Source organism: Pseudomonas sp. BB438 (assembly GCF_057180225.1).
In genome coordinates this window covers 1,915,115-1,931,716 of record NZ_CM170001.1, presented here as the reverse complement: position 1 = coordinate 1,931,716, position 16,602 = coordinate 1,915,115, and the positions used below count along the sequence as shown (strand labels likewise).

The window sequence follows — 16,602 nt, the reverse complement described above, 5'->3', positions numbered from 1 at the left end:
GTGTGGCATGCAACGAATAAAAAAGGTCGCGCATCATACGCGCTTGCGGGCGGCAAAGCACCGTCCGCAGTCGGGAAAGACTAGTCGACTTACAGGGAGAATGAAGCCATGCAGCCAGAAGACGACTTCACCGGCGCCAAGCTCGCGCTGTTCCACGCCGGCCAACTGGTGGTCTACAAGCGCGACGAAAAGGCCGGCATCCCCTACCCCGGCTGCTGGGATTTCCCCGGTGGCGGCCGCGAAGGCGGCGAAACCCCGGCGCAGTGCGCGCTGCGCGAGCTGGAAGAAGAGTTCGCCCTGCGCCTGGACGAACAGCGTATCGAATGGCAGCGCCGCTACCCCGCCACCCACGGTCCGGCGCCCTGGGCGTGGTTCCTGGTGGCGCGCCTGGAGCAGGCCGAGTTCGAGGCCATCCGCTTCGGCGACGAAGGCCAGTACTGGCGCCTGATGCGGGTCAGCGAATACCTCGCTCACGAACAGGCCGTGGATTACCTGCAGGAGCGCCTGCGGCATTTCCTCGCAGGGCGGCTGGACATCGCCTGATTCCGCATCGCCGGCCGCTGATCCGTATTTGCGCGGCCTATCTGAATCTGTTTCCTGCTGCTGCATTTTCCTAGATTGCCCGCTCACCGAAGCGCGCCGGATTTGCCGTCCATGGCGCGCCCGGACGTTCTGTCACAAGCGGGAATCGAGCATGAACACGAGAAGCACGGAGCAGGCGTACAACTACAAGGTCGTCCGCCAATTCGCCATCATGACGGTGGTCTGGGGCGTCGTCGGCATGGCCATGGGGGTTCTGATCGCCTCCCAGCTGGTCTGGCCGCAACTGAACCTGGACCTGCCATGGACCAGTTTCGGGCGTCTGCGCCCGCTGCACACCAGCCTGGTGATCTTCGCCTTCGGTGGCTGCGCGCTGTTCGCCACCAGCTACTACACGGTACAGCGCACCTGCCAGACGCGACTGTTCTCGGACAGCCTGGCGGCGTTCACCTTCTGGGGGTGGCAGGCGCTGATCGTGGTGATGATGATCAGCCTGCCGCTGGGCTACACCACCACCAAGGAGTACGCCGAGATCGAGTTCACCGGCGCGGTGTGGATGGCCATCGTCTGGGTCGCCTACGCCGTGGTGTTCTTCGGCACGCTGATGAAGCGCAAGACGTCGCACATCTACGTGGGCAACTGGTTCTTCGCCGCCTTCATCCTGGTCACGGCGATGCTGCACATCGTCAACCACCTGGCCATTCCGGTGGACTGGTTCAAGTCCTACCCGGTCTACGCCGGCGCCACCGACGCCATGGTGCAGTGGTGGTACGGGCACAACGCGGTCGGCTTCTTCCTCACCACCGGCTTCCTCGGGATGATGTACTACTTCGTGCCCAAGCAGGCCGGGCGCCCGGTGTATTCCTACCGGCTGTCCATCGTGCACTTCTGGGCATTGATCACCCTGTACATCTGGGCCGGCCCGCACCACCTGCACTACACCGCCCTGCCCGACTGGGCGCAGAGCCTGGGCATGGTGATGTCGCTGATCCTCCTGGCGCCCAGTTGGGGCGGCATGATCAACGGCATGATGACGCTCTCCGGTGCCTGGCATAAGTTGCGCACCGACCCGATCCTGCGCTTCCTCGTGGTGTCGCTGGCCTTCTACGGCATGTCGACCTTCGAAGGTCCGATGATGGCGATCAAGACCGTCAACGCCCTCTCTCACTACACTGACTGGACCATCGGCCACGTCCATGCCGGCGCGCTGGGCTGGGTCGCGATGATTTCCATCGGCTCGCTCTATCACCTGATTCCCAAGGTTTTCGGTCGCGAACAGATGCACAGCATCGGTCTGATCAACGCACACTTCTGGCTGGCCACCATCGGCACAGTCCTCTACATCGCCTCGATGTGGGTCAACGGCATCACCCAGGGCCTGATGTGGCGGGCGGTGAACGCCGACGGCACGCTCACCTACTCCTTCGTCGAGGCGCTGCAGGCCAGCCACCCCGGCTTCGTGGTGCGCATGAGCGGCGGGATGATGTTCCTCGGCGGCATGCTGCTGATGGCCTGGAATACCTGGATGACCGTGCGCCAGGCGCGCCCGGAATCCATGCGCGTCGCCGAGCGGATGGCCTGAGATGACGCTCTGGCTGGGGCTGGCCGGCCTGCTGGCGCTGTATTTCGGCGTCGGCTGGAGCCTGCGAGCGCACCGCGAGCGCGGCATCGAGGAGGCCAGCATGCTGCCCTTCGCCGATGACGACGAGGTTGCCCAACGCATGGAAAAGGCCACGGGGCGCAGCCGCAGCGGCTGCGCTTGCCCCGGTCGCTGCCAGGGCGACTGCCAGCACTGGCGCGACTGGCAGCCCTAGCACGGCACTTTGCGGGCATGCCTGCGACAGAGCGCCACATCACCTCCATCAATTTTCATTAGCAAGCACATCAATTTCCCGGCGGCGGCCCCGAGGAGGAATATCACTCCCGTGCCCCGCCACCTGATGGACGCCTGAAGCATCGTCCCCTGTCCTGTCTGGACCCCAGGACAGACATTATCGATGCCAGCGCTCCCCGGTGGGGCTTTCAAACCCATTCAAGGGCCCCGCGGCCCTCACCGAGGAAATACAGAATGAAGCTTGCCTCTGTCGTGTCGGCTGTCATCTCCAGCCTCGCCCCGATGGCTTTTGCCCAGGACGCTATCAAGAACCCCGGCGCTGACCTGCCGGTCACCGAATACCACTACGGCATGTCCCTGGACGTCGACAAGGTCCTGCACCGCACCGACAACTCCGGCAAGGTCGGCATCGTGCCGGCATACATGGTCTACCAGGATCACGAAGGCCAGACCCACAAGGTCCGTTTCCTCGAATGGGGCGGCAGCACCAGCCAGGGCTGAGCCTCGCCGAACATCGTCCTCCGGCCGTCTTGGCCAAACCCCGCGAGCCTGTGGTGGCGGTCGGGGGGCGATCCTGATTCAAGTCATGCGCCAGCCTCAACGAAAGAACGCGCCCAGCGGCGCGTTCTTTCATTCAGAGGCAGATCAGATTTCCACCTGTGTCCCCAGCTCGATCACCCGGTTCAGCGGCAGATTGAAGTAGCGCAGGTTGCCGTTGGCGTTCTTCAGCAGGAAGGCGAACAGCGCCTCGCGCCAGCGCGCCATGCCGATCAGCTTGGACGGGATCACCGTCTCGCGGCTGAGGAAGTAGGTGGTGCGCATCGGGCTGAAGTCCAGCTCGTTGAGGTGGCACAGCTTGAGCGCCTGCGGGATGTCCGGGTCCTCCATGAAGCCGAAGTGCAGCACCACGCGGAAGAAACCCTCACCGTAGGCGTCAACCTCGAACCGGCGGTCCGGCGGCACGCGCGGGCTGTCTTCGTTGACCACGGTGAGCAGCACGACCTGCTCATGCAGCACCTGGTTGTGCAGCAGGTTGTGCAGCAGCGCATGGGGGACGGCGTCGGTACGGGCGGTGAGGAACACCGCGGTGCCCTGCACGCGATGCGGCGGCTGCGAGCGGATGCTGGAGATGAACAGCGGCAGCGGCAGCGAGCCCTCGTCGAGGCGGTCCACCAGCAGTTGGCGGCCGCGCTTCCAGGTGGTCATCAGGATGAACAGGCCGATACCGGCGATCACCGGGAAAGCCCCCCCCTGGACAACCTTGGGCAGGTTCGCGGCGAAGAACAGCGTGTCGACGAACAGCATCATCAGGAAGAACGGAATCGCCAGCCACAGCGGCCACTTCCACAGCAGCCAGACCACCACGCCCATCAGCAGGGTGGTCATCAGCATGGTCCCGGTCACCGCCACGCCGTAGGCCGACGCCAAGGCGGCGGAGGATTCGAAGCCCAGCACCAGCAGTACCACGCCGACCATCAGCGCCCAGTTCACCATGCCGATGTAGATCTGCCCCTGCTCGTGGCTGGAGGTGTGCTGGATCACCATGCGCGGCACGAAGCCAAGCTGGATGGCCTGGCGGGTCAGCGAGAAGGCACCGGAAATCACCGCCTGGGACGCAATCACCGTGGCCGCGGTGGACAGCGCCACCATCGGCACCAGCGCCCAGCCCGGCGCGGTCAGGTAGAAGGGGTTACGCGCGGCTTCCGGGTTGACCAGGATGGTCGCGCCCTGGCCGAAGTAATTCAGCACCAGCGCCGGCAGCACCAGGGCGAACCAGGCGCGGGCGATGGGCTTGCGGCCGAAGTGGCCCATGTCGGCGTACAGCGCTTCGGCACCGGTCAGCGCCAGCACGGTGGCGCCGAGAATGGCCACGCCGATGCCCGGATGCGAGAGGAAGAAATTGACGGCCCAGGCCGGGTTCATCGCCTTCAGCACTTCCGGCTGGCGCGACACGCCGTAGGCGCCCAGCGCCGCCAGCGCCACGAACCACGCCACCATCACCGGACCGAAGAGAATGCCGATACGCGCGGTACCGTGCTTCTGGATCAGGAACAGGCCGACCAGCACGATCAGCGACAGCGGCACCACCCAGTGCTCCAGGCCGTCGAAGGCGATCTCGAGGCCCTCGATGGCCGAGAGCACCGAAATGGCCGGGGTGATCATGCTGTCGCCGTAGAAGAGCGCCGCGCCGATCAGGCCGGCGACCACCACCATCGCCTGCAACCGGTGCTTCCCGGCGGCGGCGCGACGTGCCAGTGCCGACAGCGCCATCACCCCGCCCTCGCCCTGGTTGTCGGCGCGCAGCACGAAGATCACGTACTTGATCGATACCACCCAGATCAGCGACCAGAAGATCAGCGAGAGCACGCCGAGCACCCCGTCGTGGTTGGCCTGCACGCCGTACCCGCCGATGAAGACTTCCTTGAGGGTGTACAGCGGGCTGGTGCCGATATCGCCGTAGCAGACCCCCACGGCGCCGACCATCAGGCCGATCGCGGAGCTCGAATGGGGCTGCTCATGCTCAACGGTGCCGGCGCTTGCATCGGACATGTAACAAAATTCCTCAAAAAAATTCGGCGCATCCTGCTCCGACCCTTTCGTCGATGCAAGAGCCGGCTTCGAAGGTTCTGATTGACTATAGAGCCTGTTGCCCGGAATTACCGGGCGGACGGGGTTGTCCGGCAGCGTGCGACAGCTTGTCCCAGAGAGGCTGGTCAAGTGCACGGGACGCCGCTAGAATTGCGCACTTTTTGATCAGAGGCGCCGCCAGCGCGCCCTTCGAGGTTAGCCGCACATGTCCACCGCCACACCCAAAGTCGGATTCGTCTCGCTCGGATGCCCGAAAGCGACCGTCGACTCCGAACGCATCCTCACCCAGCTGCGCATGGAAGGGTACGAAATCGTGCCCACCTACCAGGACGCAGACGTGGTGGTGGTGAACACCTGCGGCTTCATCGACAGCGCCAAGGCCGAATCCCTGGACGCCATCGGCGAAGCCATTGCCGAGAACGGCAAGGTGATCGTCACCGGCTGCATGGGCGTCGCCGAAGACAGCATCCGTGACGTGCACCCCAGCGTGCTGGCCGTGACCGGCCCGCAGCAGTACGAGCAGGTGGTCAACGCCGTCCACGAGGTGATCCCGCCCAAGGCCGAGCATAACCCGCTGATCGACCTGGTGCCGCCGCAGGGCATCAAGCTGACCCCGCGTCACTACGCCTACCTGAAGATTTCCGAAGGCTGCAACCACAGCTGCAGCTTCTGCATCATCCCGTCCATGCGCGGCAAGCTGGTCAGCCGCCCGGTCGGCGACGTGCTCAGCGAAGCCCAGCGTCTGGTCAAGGCCGGCGTGAAGGAACTGCTGGTCATCTCCCAGGACACCAGCGCCTACGGCGTGGACCTGAAGTACAAGATGGACTTCTGGGACGGCCAGCCGGTGAAGACCCGCATGCTGGAGCTGTGCCAGGCGCTCTCCTCCATGGGCGTCTGGGTACGCCTGCACTATGTGTACCCGTACCCCAACGTCGACGACGTGATCCCGCTGATGGCCGAGGGCAAGCTGCTGCCCTACCTGGACATTCCCTTCCAGCACGCCAGCCCGAAAGTCCTCAAGTCCATGAAGCGCCCCGCCTTCGAGGACAAGACCCTGGCGCGCATCAAGAAGTGGCGCGAGATCTGCCCCGAGCTGACCATCCGCTCTACCTTCATCGTCGGCTTCCCCGGCGAGACCGAGGAAGACTTCCAGTACCTGCTGGACTGGCTGACCGAAGCCCAGCTCGACCGCGTCGGCTGCTTCCAGTACTCCCCGGTGGAAGGCGCGCCAGCCAACGACCTGGGCCTGGACGTGGTACCCGATGACATCAAGCAAGAGCGGTGGGAGCGCTTCATGGCGCACCAGCAGGCCATCTCCGCCGCCCGCCTGCAATTGAAGATCGGCAAGGAAATCGACGTGCTGATCGACGAAGTGGACGATGAGGGCGCGGTCGGCCGCTCCTACGCCGACGCCCCGGAAATCGACGGTGCCGTCTACATCGACAGCTTCGACGTGAAACCGGGCGACAAGGTGCGCGTGCGCATCACCGACGCCGACGAGTACGACCTCTGGGCCGAACTGGTCTGATCCGCAAAAGCCCCGCCTCGCGGGGCTTTTCATTTCTGCTATCGGAAAGCACATGACCAACAACGACGTACTGCGCAGCCTGCGCTACCTGCTGGACATCCGCGACGCACAGGTGGCCGAGATCACCGCGCTGGCCGGCTTCAATCTCAGCGCCGAGGAAGTCGGCGCCTTCCTCGCCCGCGACGACGAACCGGACTTCAAGCCGTGCAGCGACCGCGTGCTGGCGCACTTCCTCGACGGCCTGATCGTGCACCGCCGCGGCCGCGACGAATCGCGCCCGCTGCCGCCGGTGGAGTTGCCGCTGACCAACAACATCACCCTGAAGAAGCTGCGCGTCGCCTTCGAACTGCGCGACGACGACATCCTCGCGATCCTCGACAGCGTCGGCTTCATCGTCACCAAGGGCGAACTGGGCGCGCTGTTCCGCAAGCCCGGCCACAGCAACTACCACCCCTGCGGCGACCAGCTGCTGCGCAACTTTCTCAAGGGCCTGACCCAGCGCCAGCAGCGCTGAGGCCGCGATGTTCTACCGCCTGGTCGCCGACGCCGTCGTCCTGTTCCACCTGGCGTTCATCCTCTTCGTGCTGCTCGGCGGCCTGCTGGTGCTGCGCTGGCCGCGCCTGGCCTGGCTGCACGTGCCGGCCGCAGCCTGGGGCATGGCAGTGGAATTCCTCCACCTCTACTGCCCGCTCACCCCGCTGGAAAACCACTTCCGCGCCCTGGCGGGGGGCCAGGGCTACGAAGGCGGCTTCATCGAGCACTACCTGATCCCGCTGATCTACCCCGCCGGCCTGACCGAAGCGACCCAGGTCGTCCTTGGCCTGGTGGTGGTGGCGGTCAATCTGCCGCCGTATCTGCTCCGGCTGCGCCGGGCACTGCGCCCGAACTGAGCGGCGCCGGCTTGCTCACCGGCAGATACGCCAGGCTGGCTTCCTTGTTCTTCGCGTGCCCCAGGCGCTGGCCATTGTTGAGCGTGGACTCGATCAGCCGGTGATCCACAGTCAACCAGTTCAGCGGCTGTTCTCCGTCGTGCGTCACCTGGGAAACGATCACGGTCCGTGCCGGGTCCCAGTCCTCGCCGGTGCGCTGGCGCAACCAGGCGAACAGCGCGGCACTGTCGCCCTGTGGATAACCGGAGCGGATGTAGAGGAAGGGATGCGCTTGTCGCTCTCCGTGCTGCTCCAGGTACATCGGCAGGCGCGCATCGTCATCGCCGAGGACCAGCACGCGCCACTGCGACCAGGGCGCGCTCTGCTCAGCCGCTGCGTGTACCTCCCTGGCGAAGAGTGGAACCCCACCGCCACCATTGCTCCACGGATAGGCCACCCCCAGCACCAGCAACATCAGCACACCAGCCGCCGCCACCGCTCGCGGCCAGAGGCGGCCAATACCGTCCAGCCCGCGCTGATGCCGCCGCTCGACTACCCACCACGCGGCCAGCAACTGGGCGAACGGCACCAGCGGCAGAACGTAGTAGCTGCGTCGGCTACCGCTGGCGGTGAAGAACAGGAACAACAGCAACAGTGCCCAGACCAGCCAGCGCGCGTTGGGCTCCAGCTGCTTCCAGCGGCGTGCGGCGAACCACAGGCCGAGTATCCACAGCGGCGCCCAGGGCAAGGTGTAGGCAGGCAGATAGATCAGGTAGGTGTAGATCGGCCCTTCGTGGTCGAAAGGCTGGAAGAAGCGCACGACGTTTTCGCGGAACACCAGCGCCAGCCCGCTCTCGCCATAGCTGGGCTGGCCGTACAAGTGCGACAGCACGAAGGGGATCGCGTAGACGCCGCCGGCCATCACCAGCGCCGCCACCAACCGCAGGTTCAGGTGCCGGCGCCAGCGACCTTCGCCCAGCAGGTGCGGCAGCAATACCAGCCCCGGCAGGATGAAGCCGATCAGCCCCTTGCACAGCGACGTCAGCGAGAGGATCAGGAAGAAGCCGAGGTAGCCGGAAAAGCGCGTGTCTTCCGGGTCCCGCCAGTACCAGGCAAGCGCTGCCAGCACGCCGAACACCGTGAGCACGTCCGCCGTCGCCACCCGCGCCCAGAACAGGAAGTAGAAGGTGGTCGCCAGCAGCCAGCCCGCCAACAGTCCGGTGCCCTTGCGCAACAGGCGCTCGCCCAGCCACCAGGTCAGCCAGATGCTGCCCAGCCCCGCCAGCACGGTGCTCAGGCGCAACGTCCAGTGATTGAGACCGAACAGGCTGGCCGGCGCGGTGATCAGCCAGTAGGACAGCAGCGGCTTGTCGTAATACGGCGCGCCGCGCAGGTAGGGATCGAAGTAGTCCCCGGACTGCAACATCTGCAACGCGATATCCGCCCAGCGCACCTCCGGACCCCAGACCTCGCGCCAGCCCAACCCGAACATCAACAGCAGCGCAGAGACGCCCAGCAATAGCGCCAGCGCCCTACGATCCTTGCTCCACTCCTGCATCACCCGGCCCCCGGCCATTCGAACGTGCGCGGGACACTAGGGCAACGTTGGTTATGCGCAGGTTAAGAAAATGCAGCCATCGCGTAATGCGGCGCCATTTCCCGGCTGGATAGTGCTCGGAGCGCCCCGGCGATCCCGCTAGGGTGAGGCGAAAAACCAGCCAGGAGAGGCTCATGCACCCGTACTTTTCCCTCGCCGGACGGACCGCACTGGTCACCGGTGGCACCCGCGGCATCGGCCGGATGATCGCCCAGGGCCTGCTCGAAGCCGGCGCCAAGGTGATCATCTGCGCCCGCGACGGCGCGGCCTGCGCCGACACCGCCGCCGAGCTGTCGCAGTTCGGCGAGTGCATCGGCCTCCCAGCGAACCTCGCCACCGAGGAAGGCGCCCGCGCCCTGGCCGCCGAGCTGAACGAGCGCCTGGACCACCTCGACATCCTGGTCAACAACGCCGGCACCACCTGGGGCGCGCCATTGGAAAGCTACCCGGCCTCTGGTTGGGAAAAGGTCATGCAGCTCAACGTCACGGCGGTATTCAGCTGCATCCAGCAACTGCTGCCGCTGCTGAAGAAAGGCGGCAGCGCGGAGAACCCGGCGCGGGTGATCAACATCGGTTCGGTGGCCGGCGTCACCTCCCACGGTGAGAACGCCTATGCCTACGGCCCGAGCAAGGCCGCGCTGCATCAGCTGTCACGCATGCTGGCCCGGGAACTGGTGAAGGACCATATCAACGTCAACGTCATCGCCCCCGGCCGCTTCCCCAGCAAGATGACCCGCCACATCGCCAACGACGAGCAGGCCATGGCCGAGGACACGGCGGTGATTCCCATGCGCCGCTGGGGACGCGAGGAAGAGATGTCCGCCCTGGCGATCAGCCTGGCGAGCGCTGCCGGCGCCTACATGACCGGCAACATCATCCCCATCGACGGCGGCTTCCATCTAGGCTGAACGGCCGAATCGGGTACCATGGCGGCCCCTGCAACAGCCCGTGCCGCCATGTCCCACACCATCTCGCCGATCGGCCATGTCCGCTCCTGCTTCAAGGAGAAGTTCGCCATCCCGCGCCAGCCGCAACTGGCCCCGGCCGCGACCGGCGTGCTGGAACTGCTGCCGCCGTTCGACACCGGCGACGCGGTGGAGGGCCTGGAGCAGGTCAGCCACGTCTGGCTGATCTTCCTCTTCCACCAGGCACTGGAAGACAAGCCGCGGCTGAAGGTGCGCCCGCCGCGCCTGGGCGGCAACCAGTCGATGGGCGTGTTTGCCACCCGCGCCACCCACCGGCCCAACGGCCTCGGCCAATCCGTGGTGAAACTGGAGAAGGTCGAGCCCGGCCGCCTCTGGCTCTCCGGCATCGACCTGCTGGATGGCACCCCGGTCATCGACATCAAGCCCTACGTGCCTTACGCGGACATCGTCGTAGACGCGCGCAACGCCATCGCCGACGCACCGCCCGCCCCCATCGCCGTGCACTGGAGCGATGACGCCCTGCGCCAGGCCCGTGAGCACGGCCTGCGCCTCGGCCAGCCGGTGCGCGAACTGGTGGAGCAATGCCTCGCCCAGGACCCGCGCCCGGCCTACCAGAAGCCTTCACCCGAGCGTCGCTACGGCGCTCGTCTGTGGGACCTCGACGTGCACTGGCACTACCCCACCGACGGCGAAATCCGCGTGCTGGACCTGCAACGCGCCGCCGACTGATATCTGCGGTCAGTCCACCGGATTGAGCGCGATCACATCGCTCTCGAAGCATTCCTGCTCGACGATCAGCGGCTCCACCAACGGGCGGCTGTCGCGGAAGTGCGCGGTCTGCGTATGCGCCTCGTAGGCCGCGTCATCGCGGTAGATCTCGTAGAGGTAGATCACGTCCGGATCAAGACGATCCTGGGACACATCGAAGACCAGACAACCCGGCTCGCTGGACACGGAAGCCGCAGCATTGACCTTGATGGCGTGGAGAAAATCCTCGGCGCTGCCGGGTTTCACGCGGGTCTTGATGAACAGACTGTACACAGGACGCTCCTTTTGTTTTAAATTTGAAATCAAATTGTATACAAAAAAGGAACCGCGTCCATGTCCGATCTCCCTGCCCACCCCGGCCGCCTCAATGGCCTGCGCCACCTCGCTCTGCTGGTGCCGAATCTGGAAGAGTGCGAGCGCTTCTATGTCGACGTCCTCGGCATGGAGGTACTCAACCGCGCCAACGAGGACCTGGTCTATCTCACCTGCGGCAATGACAACCTGTCCCTGGGCCGAGGCTTCGGCGCCGCCAACGGCCTGCAGACCCTGGACCACTACGGTTTCATCGTCGACAGCGTGGAAGAGCTGGAAGCCTGGTACCAGTACTTCAAGGCGAGCGGCGTAACCCTGCTGGACCGGCCTTTCGACCATGGCGATGGCGCGCGCAGCTTCCACCTGCTGGACCCGGCGGGGAACAAGGTGCAGCCGCTGTATCACCCGGCGGTTTCAGGGCAGCGCCTGGCCTGAGACTCGCCGCTGCAAACACCGCACGATAAAAAACGCCGCGACTCCAGGGGAATCGCGGCGCTCTTGTGACGGAAGCGTCGGAGTTGCTTACTTCTCGACGAAGGCACGCTCGATCAGGTAGTCGCCCGGCTCGCCCATACGCGGGGAGATCTGCAGACCGAAGCCGTTCAGCACTTCGCTGGTCTCGTCGAGCATGCTCGGGCTACCGCAGATCATCGCGCGGTCGTCCTGCGGGTTCATCGGCGGCAGGCCGATGTCGGCGAACAGCTTGCCGCTGCGCATCAGGTCGGTCTGGCGCCCCATACTGTGGAACTCTTCACGGGTGACCAGCGGGCAATAGATCAGCTTCTCTTTCACCATGTCGCCGAAGTACTCGTGCTCCGGCAGGACCTTGGTGATGAAGTCGGCATAGGCCAGCTCGCTGACCCAGCGCACGCCGTGGACCAGGATGACCTTCTCGAAACGCTCGTAGACTTCCGGGTCCTGGATGACCGACAGGAACGGCGCCATGCCGGTGCCCGTGCTCAGCAGGTAGAGGTGCTTGCCGGGCTTGAGGTCGTCCAGCACCAGGGTGCCAGTAGGCTTGCGGCTGACCATCAGCTCGTCGCCTTCCTTCAGGTGCTGCAGACGCGACGTCAGCGGACCGTCCGGTACCTTGATGCTGAAGAACTCCAGGTGCTCTTCGTAGTTCGGGCTGGCGATGCTGTACGCGCGCATCAGCGGACGACCGTTGACTTCCAGGCCGATCATCACGAACTGACCGGTCTTGAAGCGCAGACCCGGGTTACGGGTGGTCTTGAAGCTGAAGAGGGTGTCGTTCCAGTGGTGCACGCTGAGAACGCGCTCGGTGTACAGGTTGCTCATCAAGGACTCCTAGGAGAAACGTGGCGCACCCCAGCAGATCCCGGACGTAGCGCAATTGCGCGACATTTTATAGGCGGCGACAATATCCGCAAAATAAATTATCTGGATATTGCTAATCCAAAACGCAGATAAGCCTGCCTCGTCGCCGCAAAAGAATACCGTCAGACCCTTCCTGCGCCGGGGTGACGAAATGTCGCGCAGCCTTCCTGGAGCCCTCTGAATGAAGTTCACCCTGCGCCAGCTCGAGGTCTTCGTTGCCGTCGCCCAGCAGGAAAGTGTCTCTCGCGCCGCCGAAGCGCTGTCCATGTCACAGTCGGCCACCAGCACCTCGCTGGGTGAGTTGGAGCGGCAGTTCGACTGCAAGCTGTTCGATCGTTCCGGCAAGCGCCTGACCCTCAACGCCCTCGGCCGCCAATTGCTTCCCCAGGCAGTGGCCCTGCTCGACCGCGGCAGCGAGATCGAGAACATGCTCAACGGCAAGAGTGCGTTCGGCTCGCTGGACCTGGGCGCCACCCTGACCATCGGCAATTACCTGGCGACCCTGCTGATCGGCACCTTCATGCAGCGCCAGCCCGACTGCCGGGTGCGCCTGCATGTGCACAACACCGCCCACGTGGTGCAGCGCGTGGCACATTACGAACTGGACCTCGGGCTGATCGAAGGCGACTGCCAGCACCCGGATATCGAGGTGCAGCCGTGGATGGAGGACGAACTGGTGGTGTTCTGCGCGCCGCAACACCCGCTCGCCCGAGACGGCCGCGCGAGCCTGGAGCGGCTGACGGAGGAGGCGTGGATCCTGCGGGAACAGGGTTCGGGCACGCGCCTGACCTTCGACCAGGCCATGCGTCACCACGTCGACCCGCTGAACGTGCGGCTGGAGCTGGAGCACACCGAGGCGATCAAGCGCGCGGTGGAGTCGGGGCTGGGGATCGGCTGCATCTCACGCCTGGCCCTGCGCGACGCCTTCCGCCGCGGTAGCCTGGTGCCGGTGGAGACTCCGGACTTGGACCTGCGCCGGCAGTTCTACTTCATCTGGCACCGGCAGAAGTACCAGACCGCGACCATGCGCGAGTTCCTCGAGCTATGTCGCAGCGAAACCGCCGGGGTGACGCGCAGCGACGATATCGTCCTGCCGATAATTCCCTGAGAGGAATTGCCCTGCGGGAGATGGCCCTGGGGGCGCTCCTGCAGGGCAGCACGTCAACCGAGCAGGATGCCTGCCCAGGTCACGGTGATGATGGTCAGCGCCACGAACTGGGCCGCGCTGCCCATGTCCTTGGCGTTCTTCGACAGCGGATGGCGCTCCAGGGAAACCCGGTCCACCACCGCCTCGATGGCGGAGTTGAGCAGTTCGACGATCAGCGCCAGCAGGCACACGGCGATCATCAGCGCGCGCTCGCCACGAGTCACGTCACAGAAAAACGACAGCGGGATCAGGATGACGTTGATCAGCACCAGCTGTCGGAACGCCGCTTCACCCTTGAAGGCGGCAGCGAAGCCGGCCAGGGAATAGCCAGCGGCATTGAAGATGCGTTTCAGGCCGGTCTGGCCCTTGAAGGGGGAAGCGGACACGTGTGGTTCTCACAGGCAAAGGTCGCGGCACTCTATACCAGCGATCGTCAAAAAGGGGTCAAGGCCATTACAGAATGTGACGGCCCCGGATCCTGAATGTGAAGGGCCTCAGGCCCCCGGCACCGATTCCATCTGCGCCAGCAGCAATGCTGCCTGGGTGCGGGTGCGCACGTTCAGCTTGCGGAAGATCGCCGTGACGTGGGCCTTCACCGTGGCTTCGGAAACGCTCAGTTCAAAAGCGATCTGCTTGTTCAGCAGGCCTTCGCAGACCATGGTCAGCACGCGGAACTGCTGCGGGGTCAGACTGGCAAGGCCTGCACTGGCGGCGCGGACGTCCTCGCTCATCTCGGTCACGGCGTCCACCTGCGGCGGCCACCAGACATCGCCGTCGAGCACCGCACGCACCGCCTGCTGCAACACGCTCAGTTCGCTGGACTTGGGAATGAAACCGCTGGCGCCGAACTCTCGGGAGCGCTGCACCACGGCGGCATCTTCCTGGGCCGAAACCATCACCACCGGAATCTGCGGATACTGGCCGCGCAGCAGCACCAGGCCGGAGAAGCCGTAGGCACCGGGCATGTTCAGGTCCAGCAGCACCAGGTCCCAGTCGGCCTTCTCGTTCAGGCGCGTCTCCAGCTCCGCGATACTCGCCGCCTCCGACAGTCGCGCCTCGGGGCCAAGACCGATGGTCAGAGCCTGATGCAGGGCACTGCGGAACAGCGGGTGATCGTCAGCGATCAGGATCTCGTAGGAAGCCATGAATTTTCCTTGAAGGCCGCGCCGAAGTCCCGCCGTGGATAACAGCCAGACTTGCGCAGGAAAGGTCGGAGCACGGATAGAGCACTACTTGTCACATTGTACGCAAAGACCACCCCCGGTGTCCGCCGTGAATGCGTCCCCCGCAGTACTTGCACCATGACCTGAAAGCCCCTGCCACTGTGCCCGCCGACACGCCCCTCCCCTTTCCAAAGGCCGGGCGTTACGGCAGAGTTCCGCTTTTTTTCCTGCCCGTTACGAGAACAAGATGAAAAGCCATGCGCTGCGCGCCGATTTCCTGATGCTGTTCACCGCGATGATCTGGGGGGTCTCCTTCGTCGCGCAACGGCTCGGGATGGATGCCATCGGTCCCTTCCTCTATACCGGCCTGCGCTTCACCCTCGGCGCGGTGGCACTGCTGCCGCTGCTGGCCTGGTCGAGCAAGCGCGGCGCCCAGCCGTTCAACCGCGGCCTGCTGCTGGCGGGCCTGGCCATCGGCACTGCGCTGACCGTGGGGATCAACCTGCAACAGGTCGGCCTGATGTTCACCAGCGTGACCAACTCCGGCTTCATCACCGGCCTGTACGTGATCATCGTGCCGCTGCTCGGCCTGCTGATCGGCCATCGCGCCGGCATGGGCACCTGGCTGGGCGCCGCCCTGGCCGTGATCGGCATGGCCATGCTGAGCATCGGCCCGGACTTCCACGTCGCCTCCGGTGACTGGCTGCAACTGACCGGCGCCTTCGTCTGGGGCGGCCACGTGCTGCTGGTGGGCCTGTTCGCCAGCCGCTACGACCCGATCCGCCTGGCCTTCCTGCAGTTCGCCACCTGCGCGGTGGTCAGCATGATCCTGGCGCTGGTGTTCGAGGAGATCCGCCTCGACGCCATCATCCAGGCCGGCCCCGCGCTGATCTATGGCGGCCTGTTCGGCGTCGCCACCGGTTTCACCCTGCAGGTCATTGCGCAGAAGCACGCCATCGCCTCTCACGCGGCGATCATCCTCTCGCTGGAAGCCGTGTTCGCCGCCATCGCCGGTGCGCTGTTCCTCAACGAAACCCTGCATGTACGCGGCTACTTCGGCTGCGCGCTGATGCTCGCCGGCATGCTGGTGGCTCAGTTGTGGCCGAAAAAGGCCGAGGCGACGGCAGCCTGACGCTTGGAATCCCCTGCTGGCGAGGACCATGCCCGCGATCCGCGGACGATCCACGCTAGCAGGGGCGCCGCAGTGAGTCAGCTTATCGCTGGGTAAACGGCATCAACGCCTGATGCGCCGGGCTCTGTTCGTCCAGCGGCTGCTGGCGCTTGGAGCCCAGGTAGCGCTCGCTGAACACGTCCAGGTAGGCATCCAGCGCATCGCCGGCGCGACGATCGCCGGCCAACCCCAGGCAGAGCGCCGCAACCTCGGCGGTGCACAGGTGCTCATCGAACTTGGAACGCCGCAGTCGGTAGCGCGACAGGGCGTCTGGGGTGATGCTCAGTACCGGGAAGCGATCCAGGTACGGGCTCTTGCGGAACATCTTGCGCGCTTCGTTCCAGGTCGCGTCGAGCAGGATGAACAGCGGGCGCTTGCCGTCCTGCGGCTCCACCGTCGTCACCACACGCTCGGGCTGGACGAACTCCCCCGGGAACACCACGTAGGGCTGCCACTTCGGGTCATCGAGGAGTGCCAGCAGTGCCGGGTCGACCTCGATGCGCGACCAGCCGAACGCCCAGGTCTCGGGCACCGTCTCGGCAATCAGCCAGCCGGTATTACTGGGCTTGAGCGGTTCGGTGTCGAACATCACCAGGCACATCGCCGAGTTGGACTCAACCTGCGGGCGCAGGCCGCACATGCAGTAGTTCGGCCGCAGGCGGCAACCCGGGCAGCGCGGCGAGCGCGAGCCGCGAGCGTAGAAGGGCTTGAGGCAGCGGGCCAGGCGCGCTTCGCGCAGGCGGGCAACGGCGTGGCTCATGCAGCAGCCACCGGGGTGCGGGAAATCGGACAGAACATCGAAGGCTCGAAGGGGACGACA

The 16,602-nt window shown here is 65.1% G+C and carries 19 protein-coding genes; 12 read left to right on the top strand and 7 right to left on the bottom strand.

Annotated features, from left to right (window positions below):
- Positions 1 to 108 precede the first annotated feature (108 nt).
- The 4 genes from AC1ZV1_RS09100 (at position 109) to AC1ZV1_RS09085 (ending at position 2,875) form a co-directional block, all read left to right on the top strand.
- Positions 109 to 543 carry an NUDIX hydrolase gene (locus AC1ZV1_RS09100; RefSeq protein WP_484296419.1) on the top strand — a complete coding sequence of 145 codons (435 nt, stop codon included), beginning with the start codon at positions 109 to 111 and terminating at the stop codon, positions 541 to 543.
- A gap of 151 nt (positions 544 to 694) precedes the next feature.
- On the top strand, positions 695 to 2,122 hold the full coding sequence (ccoN, locus tag AC1ZV1_RS09095) for a cytochrome-c oxidase, cbb3-type subunit I (RefSeq protein ID WP_484296418.1): 1,428 nt from the start codon (positions 695 to 697) through the stop codon (positions 2,120 to 2,122).
- Between the two features lies 1 nt (position 2,123).
- Positions 2,124 to 2,354 (top strand): cbb3-type cytochrome c oxidase subunit 3, encoded by a 231-nt coding sequence (locus tag AC1ZV1_RS09090; protein WP_484296417.1) that lies wholly within the window; start codon positions 2,124 to 2,126, stop codon positions 2,352 to 2,354.
- A 254-nt stretch (positions 2,355 to 2,608) separates the two neighbouring features.
- Entirely contained in the window at positions 2,609 to 2,875 is a 267-nt protein-coding gene (locus AC1ZV1_RS09085; RefSeq protein ID WP_024766463.1) for a DUF2790 domain-containing protein, read from the top strand.
- A 144-nt stretch (positions 2,876 to 3,019) separates the two neighbouring features.
- On the opposite strand, the gene AC1ZV1_RS09080 is transcribed toward AC1ZV1_RS09085, so the two are convergent.
- Complete coding sequence (locus AC1ZV1_RS09080; protein WP_484296416.1) at positions 3,020 to 4,924, bottom strand: potassium transporter Kup; 1,905 nt, start codon at positions 4,922 to 4,924, stop codon at positions 3,020 to 3,022.
- 244 nt (positions 4,925 to 5,168) lie between these two features.
- Between AC1ZV1_RS09080 and rimO the strand changes: the two genes are divergently transcribed.
- The 3 genes from rimO to AC1ZV1_RS09065 are packed head-to-tail and all read left to right on the top strand — an operon-like array spanning position 5,169 to position 7,381.
- Positions 5,169 to 6,491, top strand: a complete 1,323-nt coding sequence (gene rimO / locus AC1ZV1_RS09075; RefSeq protein WP_484296415.1) for a 30S ribosomal protein S12 methylthiotransferase RimO — start codon at positions 5,169 to 5,171, stop codon at positions 6,489 to 6,491.
- A 52-nt stretch (positions 6,492 to 6,543) separates the two neighbouring features.
- Entirely contained in the window at positions 6,544 to 7,005 is a 462-nt protein-coding gene (locus tag AC1ZV1_RS09070) for a YehS family protein (RefSeq protein ID WP_484296414.1), read from the top strand.
- Positions 7,006 to 7,012: 7 nt separating this feature from the next.
- Entirely contained in the window at positions 7,013 to 7,381 is a 369-nt protein-coding gene (locus tag AC1ZV1_RS09065; protein ID WP_484296413.1) for a DUF2784 domain-containing protein, read from the top strand.
- Here AC1ZV1_RS09065 and AC1ZV1_RS09060 read toward each other — a convergent pair.
- Complete coding sequence (locus tag AC1ZV1_RS09060; RefSeq protein WP_484296412.1) at positions 7,329 to 8,918, bottom strand: ArnT family glycosyltransferase; 1,590 nt, start codon at positions 8,916 to 8,918, stop codon at positions 7,329 to 7,331. The genes AC1ZV1_RS09065 and AC1ZV1_RS09060 overlap by 53 nt on opposite strands.
- A gap of 173 nt (positions 8,919 to 9,091) precedes the next feature.
- On the opposite strand from AC1ZV1_RS09060, the gene AC1ZV1_RS09055 reads away from it, so the two are divergent.
- Both AC1ZV1_RS09055 and tsaA read left to right on the top strand, forming a co-directional pair.
- Positions 9,092 to 9,865, top strand: coding sequence for an SDR family oxidoreductase (locus tag AC1ZV1_RS09055; protein WP_484296411.1), 774 nt, complete (start codon positions 9,092 to 9,094; stop codon positions 9,863 to 9,865).
- 48 nt (positions 9,866 to 9,913) lie between these two features.
- A complete protein-coding gene (gene tsaA, locus AC1ZV1_RS09050) occupies positions 9,914 to 10,612 on the top strand; it encodes a tRNA (N6-threonylcarbamoyladenosine(37)-N6)-methyltransferase TrmO (protein WP_484296410.1) in 699 nt (232 codons plus the stop codon).
- 9 nt (positions 10,613 to 10,621) lie between these two features.
- Here tsaA and AC1ZV1_RS09045 read toward each other — a convergent pair whose 3' ends face one another.
- The gene (locus tag AC1ZV1_RS09045; protein ID WP_484296409.1) at positions 10,622 to 10,924 is read right to left on the bottom strand and encodes a heme-binding protein; all 303 of its coding nucleotides are present in this window, start codon (positions 10,922 to 10,924) and stop codon (positions 10,622 to 10,624) included.
- Between the two features lie 60 nt (positions 10,925 to 10,984).
- Between AC1ZV1_RS09045 and AC1ZV1_RS09040 the strand changes: the two genes are divergently transcribed.
- Positions 10,985 to 11,398 (top strand): VOC family protein, encoded by a 414-nt coding sequence (locus AC1ZV1_RS09040; protein ID WP_484296407.1) that lies wholly within the window; start codon positions 10,985 to 10,987, stop codon positions 11,396 to 11,398.
- Between the two features lie 87 nt (positions 11,399 to 11,485).
- On the opposite strand, the gene fpr is transcribed toward AC1ZV1_RS09040, so the two are convergent.
- A complete protein-coding gene (fpr, locus tag AC1ZV1_RS09035) occupies positions 11,486 to 12,262 on the bottom strand; it encodes a ferredoxin-NADP reductase (RefSeq protein WP_045210043.1) in 777 nt (258 codons plus the stop codon).
- A gap of 220 nt (positions 12,263 to 12,482) precedes the next feature.
- Here fpr and AC1ZV1_RS09030 point away from each other — a divergent pair, with 220 nt between their 5' ends.
- Positions 12,483 to 13,409: a LysR family transcriptional regulator gene (locus AC1ZV1_RS09030; protein ID WP_484296406.1), complete on the top strand. Its 927-nt coding sequence runs from the start codon at positions 12,483 to 12,485 to the stop codon at positions 13,407 to 13,409.
- 53 nt (positions 13,410 to 13,462) lie between these two features.
- Here AC1ZV1_RS09030 and AC1ZV1_RS09025 read toward each other — a convergent pair whose 3' ends face one another.
- Both AC1ZV1_RS09025 and erdR read right to left on the bottom strand, forming a co-directional pair.
- Positions 13,463 to 13,834 (bottom strand): diacylglycerol kinase, encoded by a 372-nt coding sequence (locus AC1ZV1_RS09025; RefSeq protein WP_024765290.1) that lies wholly within the window; start codon positions 13,832 to 13,834, stop codon positions 13,463 to 13,465.
- A 108-nt stretch (positions 13,835 to 13,942) separates the two neighbouring features.
- Positions 13,943 to 14,593, bottom strand: a complete 651-nt coding sequence (gene erdR / locus AC1ZV1_RS09020) for a response regulator transcription factor ErdR (protein WP_484296405.1) — start codon at positions 14,591 to 14,593, stop codon at positions 13,943 to 13,945.
- A gap of 265 nt (positions 14,594 to 14,858) precedes the next feature.
- On the opposite strand from erdR, the gene AC1ZV1_RS09015 reads away from it, so the two are divergent.
- A complete protein-coding gene (locus AC1ZV1_RS09015; protein ID WP_484296404.1) occupies positions 14,859 to 15,743 on the top strand; it encodes a DMT family transporter in 885 nt (294 codons plus the stop codon).
- An 82-nt stretch (positions 15,744 to 15,825) separates the two neighbouring features.
- Here AC1ZV1_RS09015 and AC1ZV1_RS09010 read toward each other — a convergent pair whose 3' ends face one another.
- Entirely contained in the window at positions 15,826 to 16,542 is a 717-nt protein-coding gene (locus AC1ZV1_RS09010) for a tRNA-uridine aminocarboxypropyltransferase (protein ID WP_484296403.1), read from the bottom strand.
- Positions 16,543 to 16,602 lie beyond the last annotated feature (60 nt).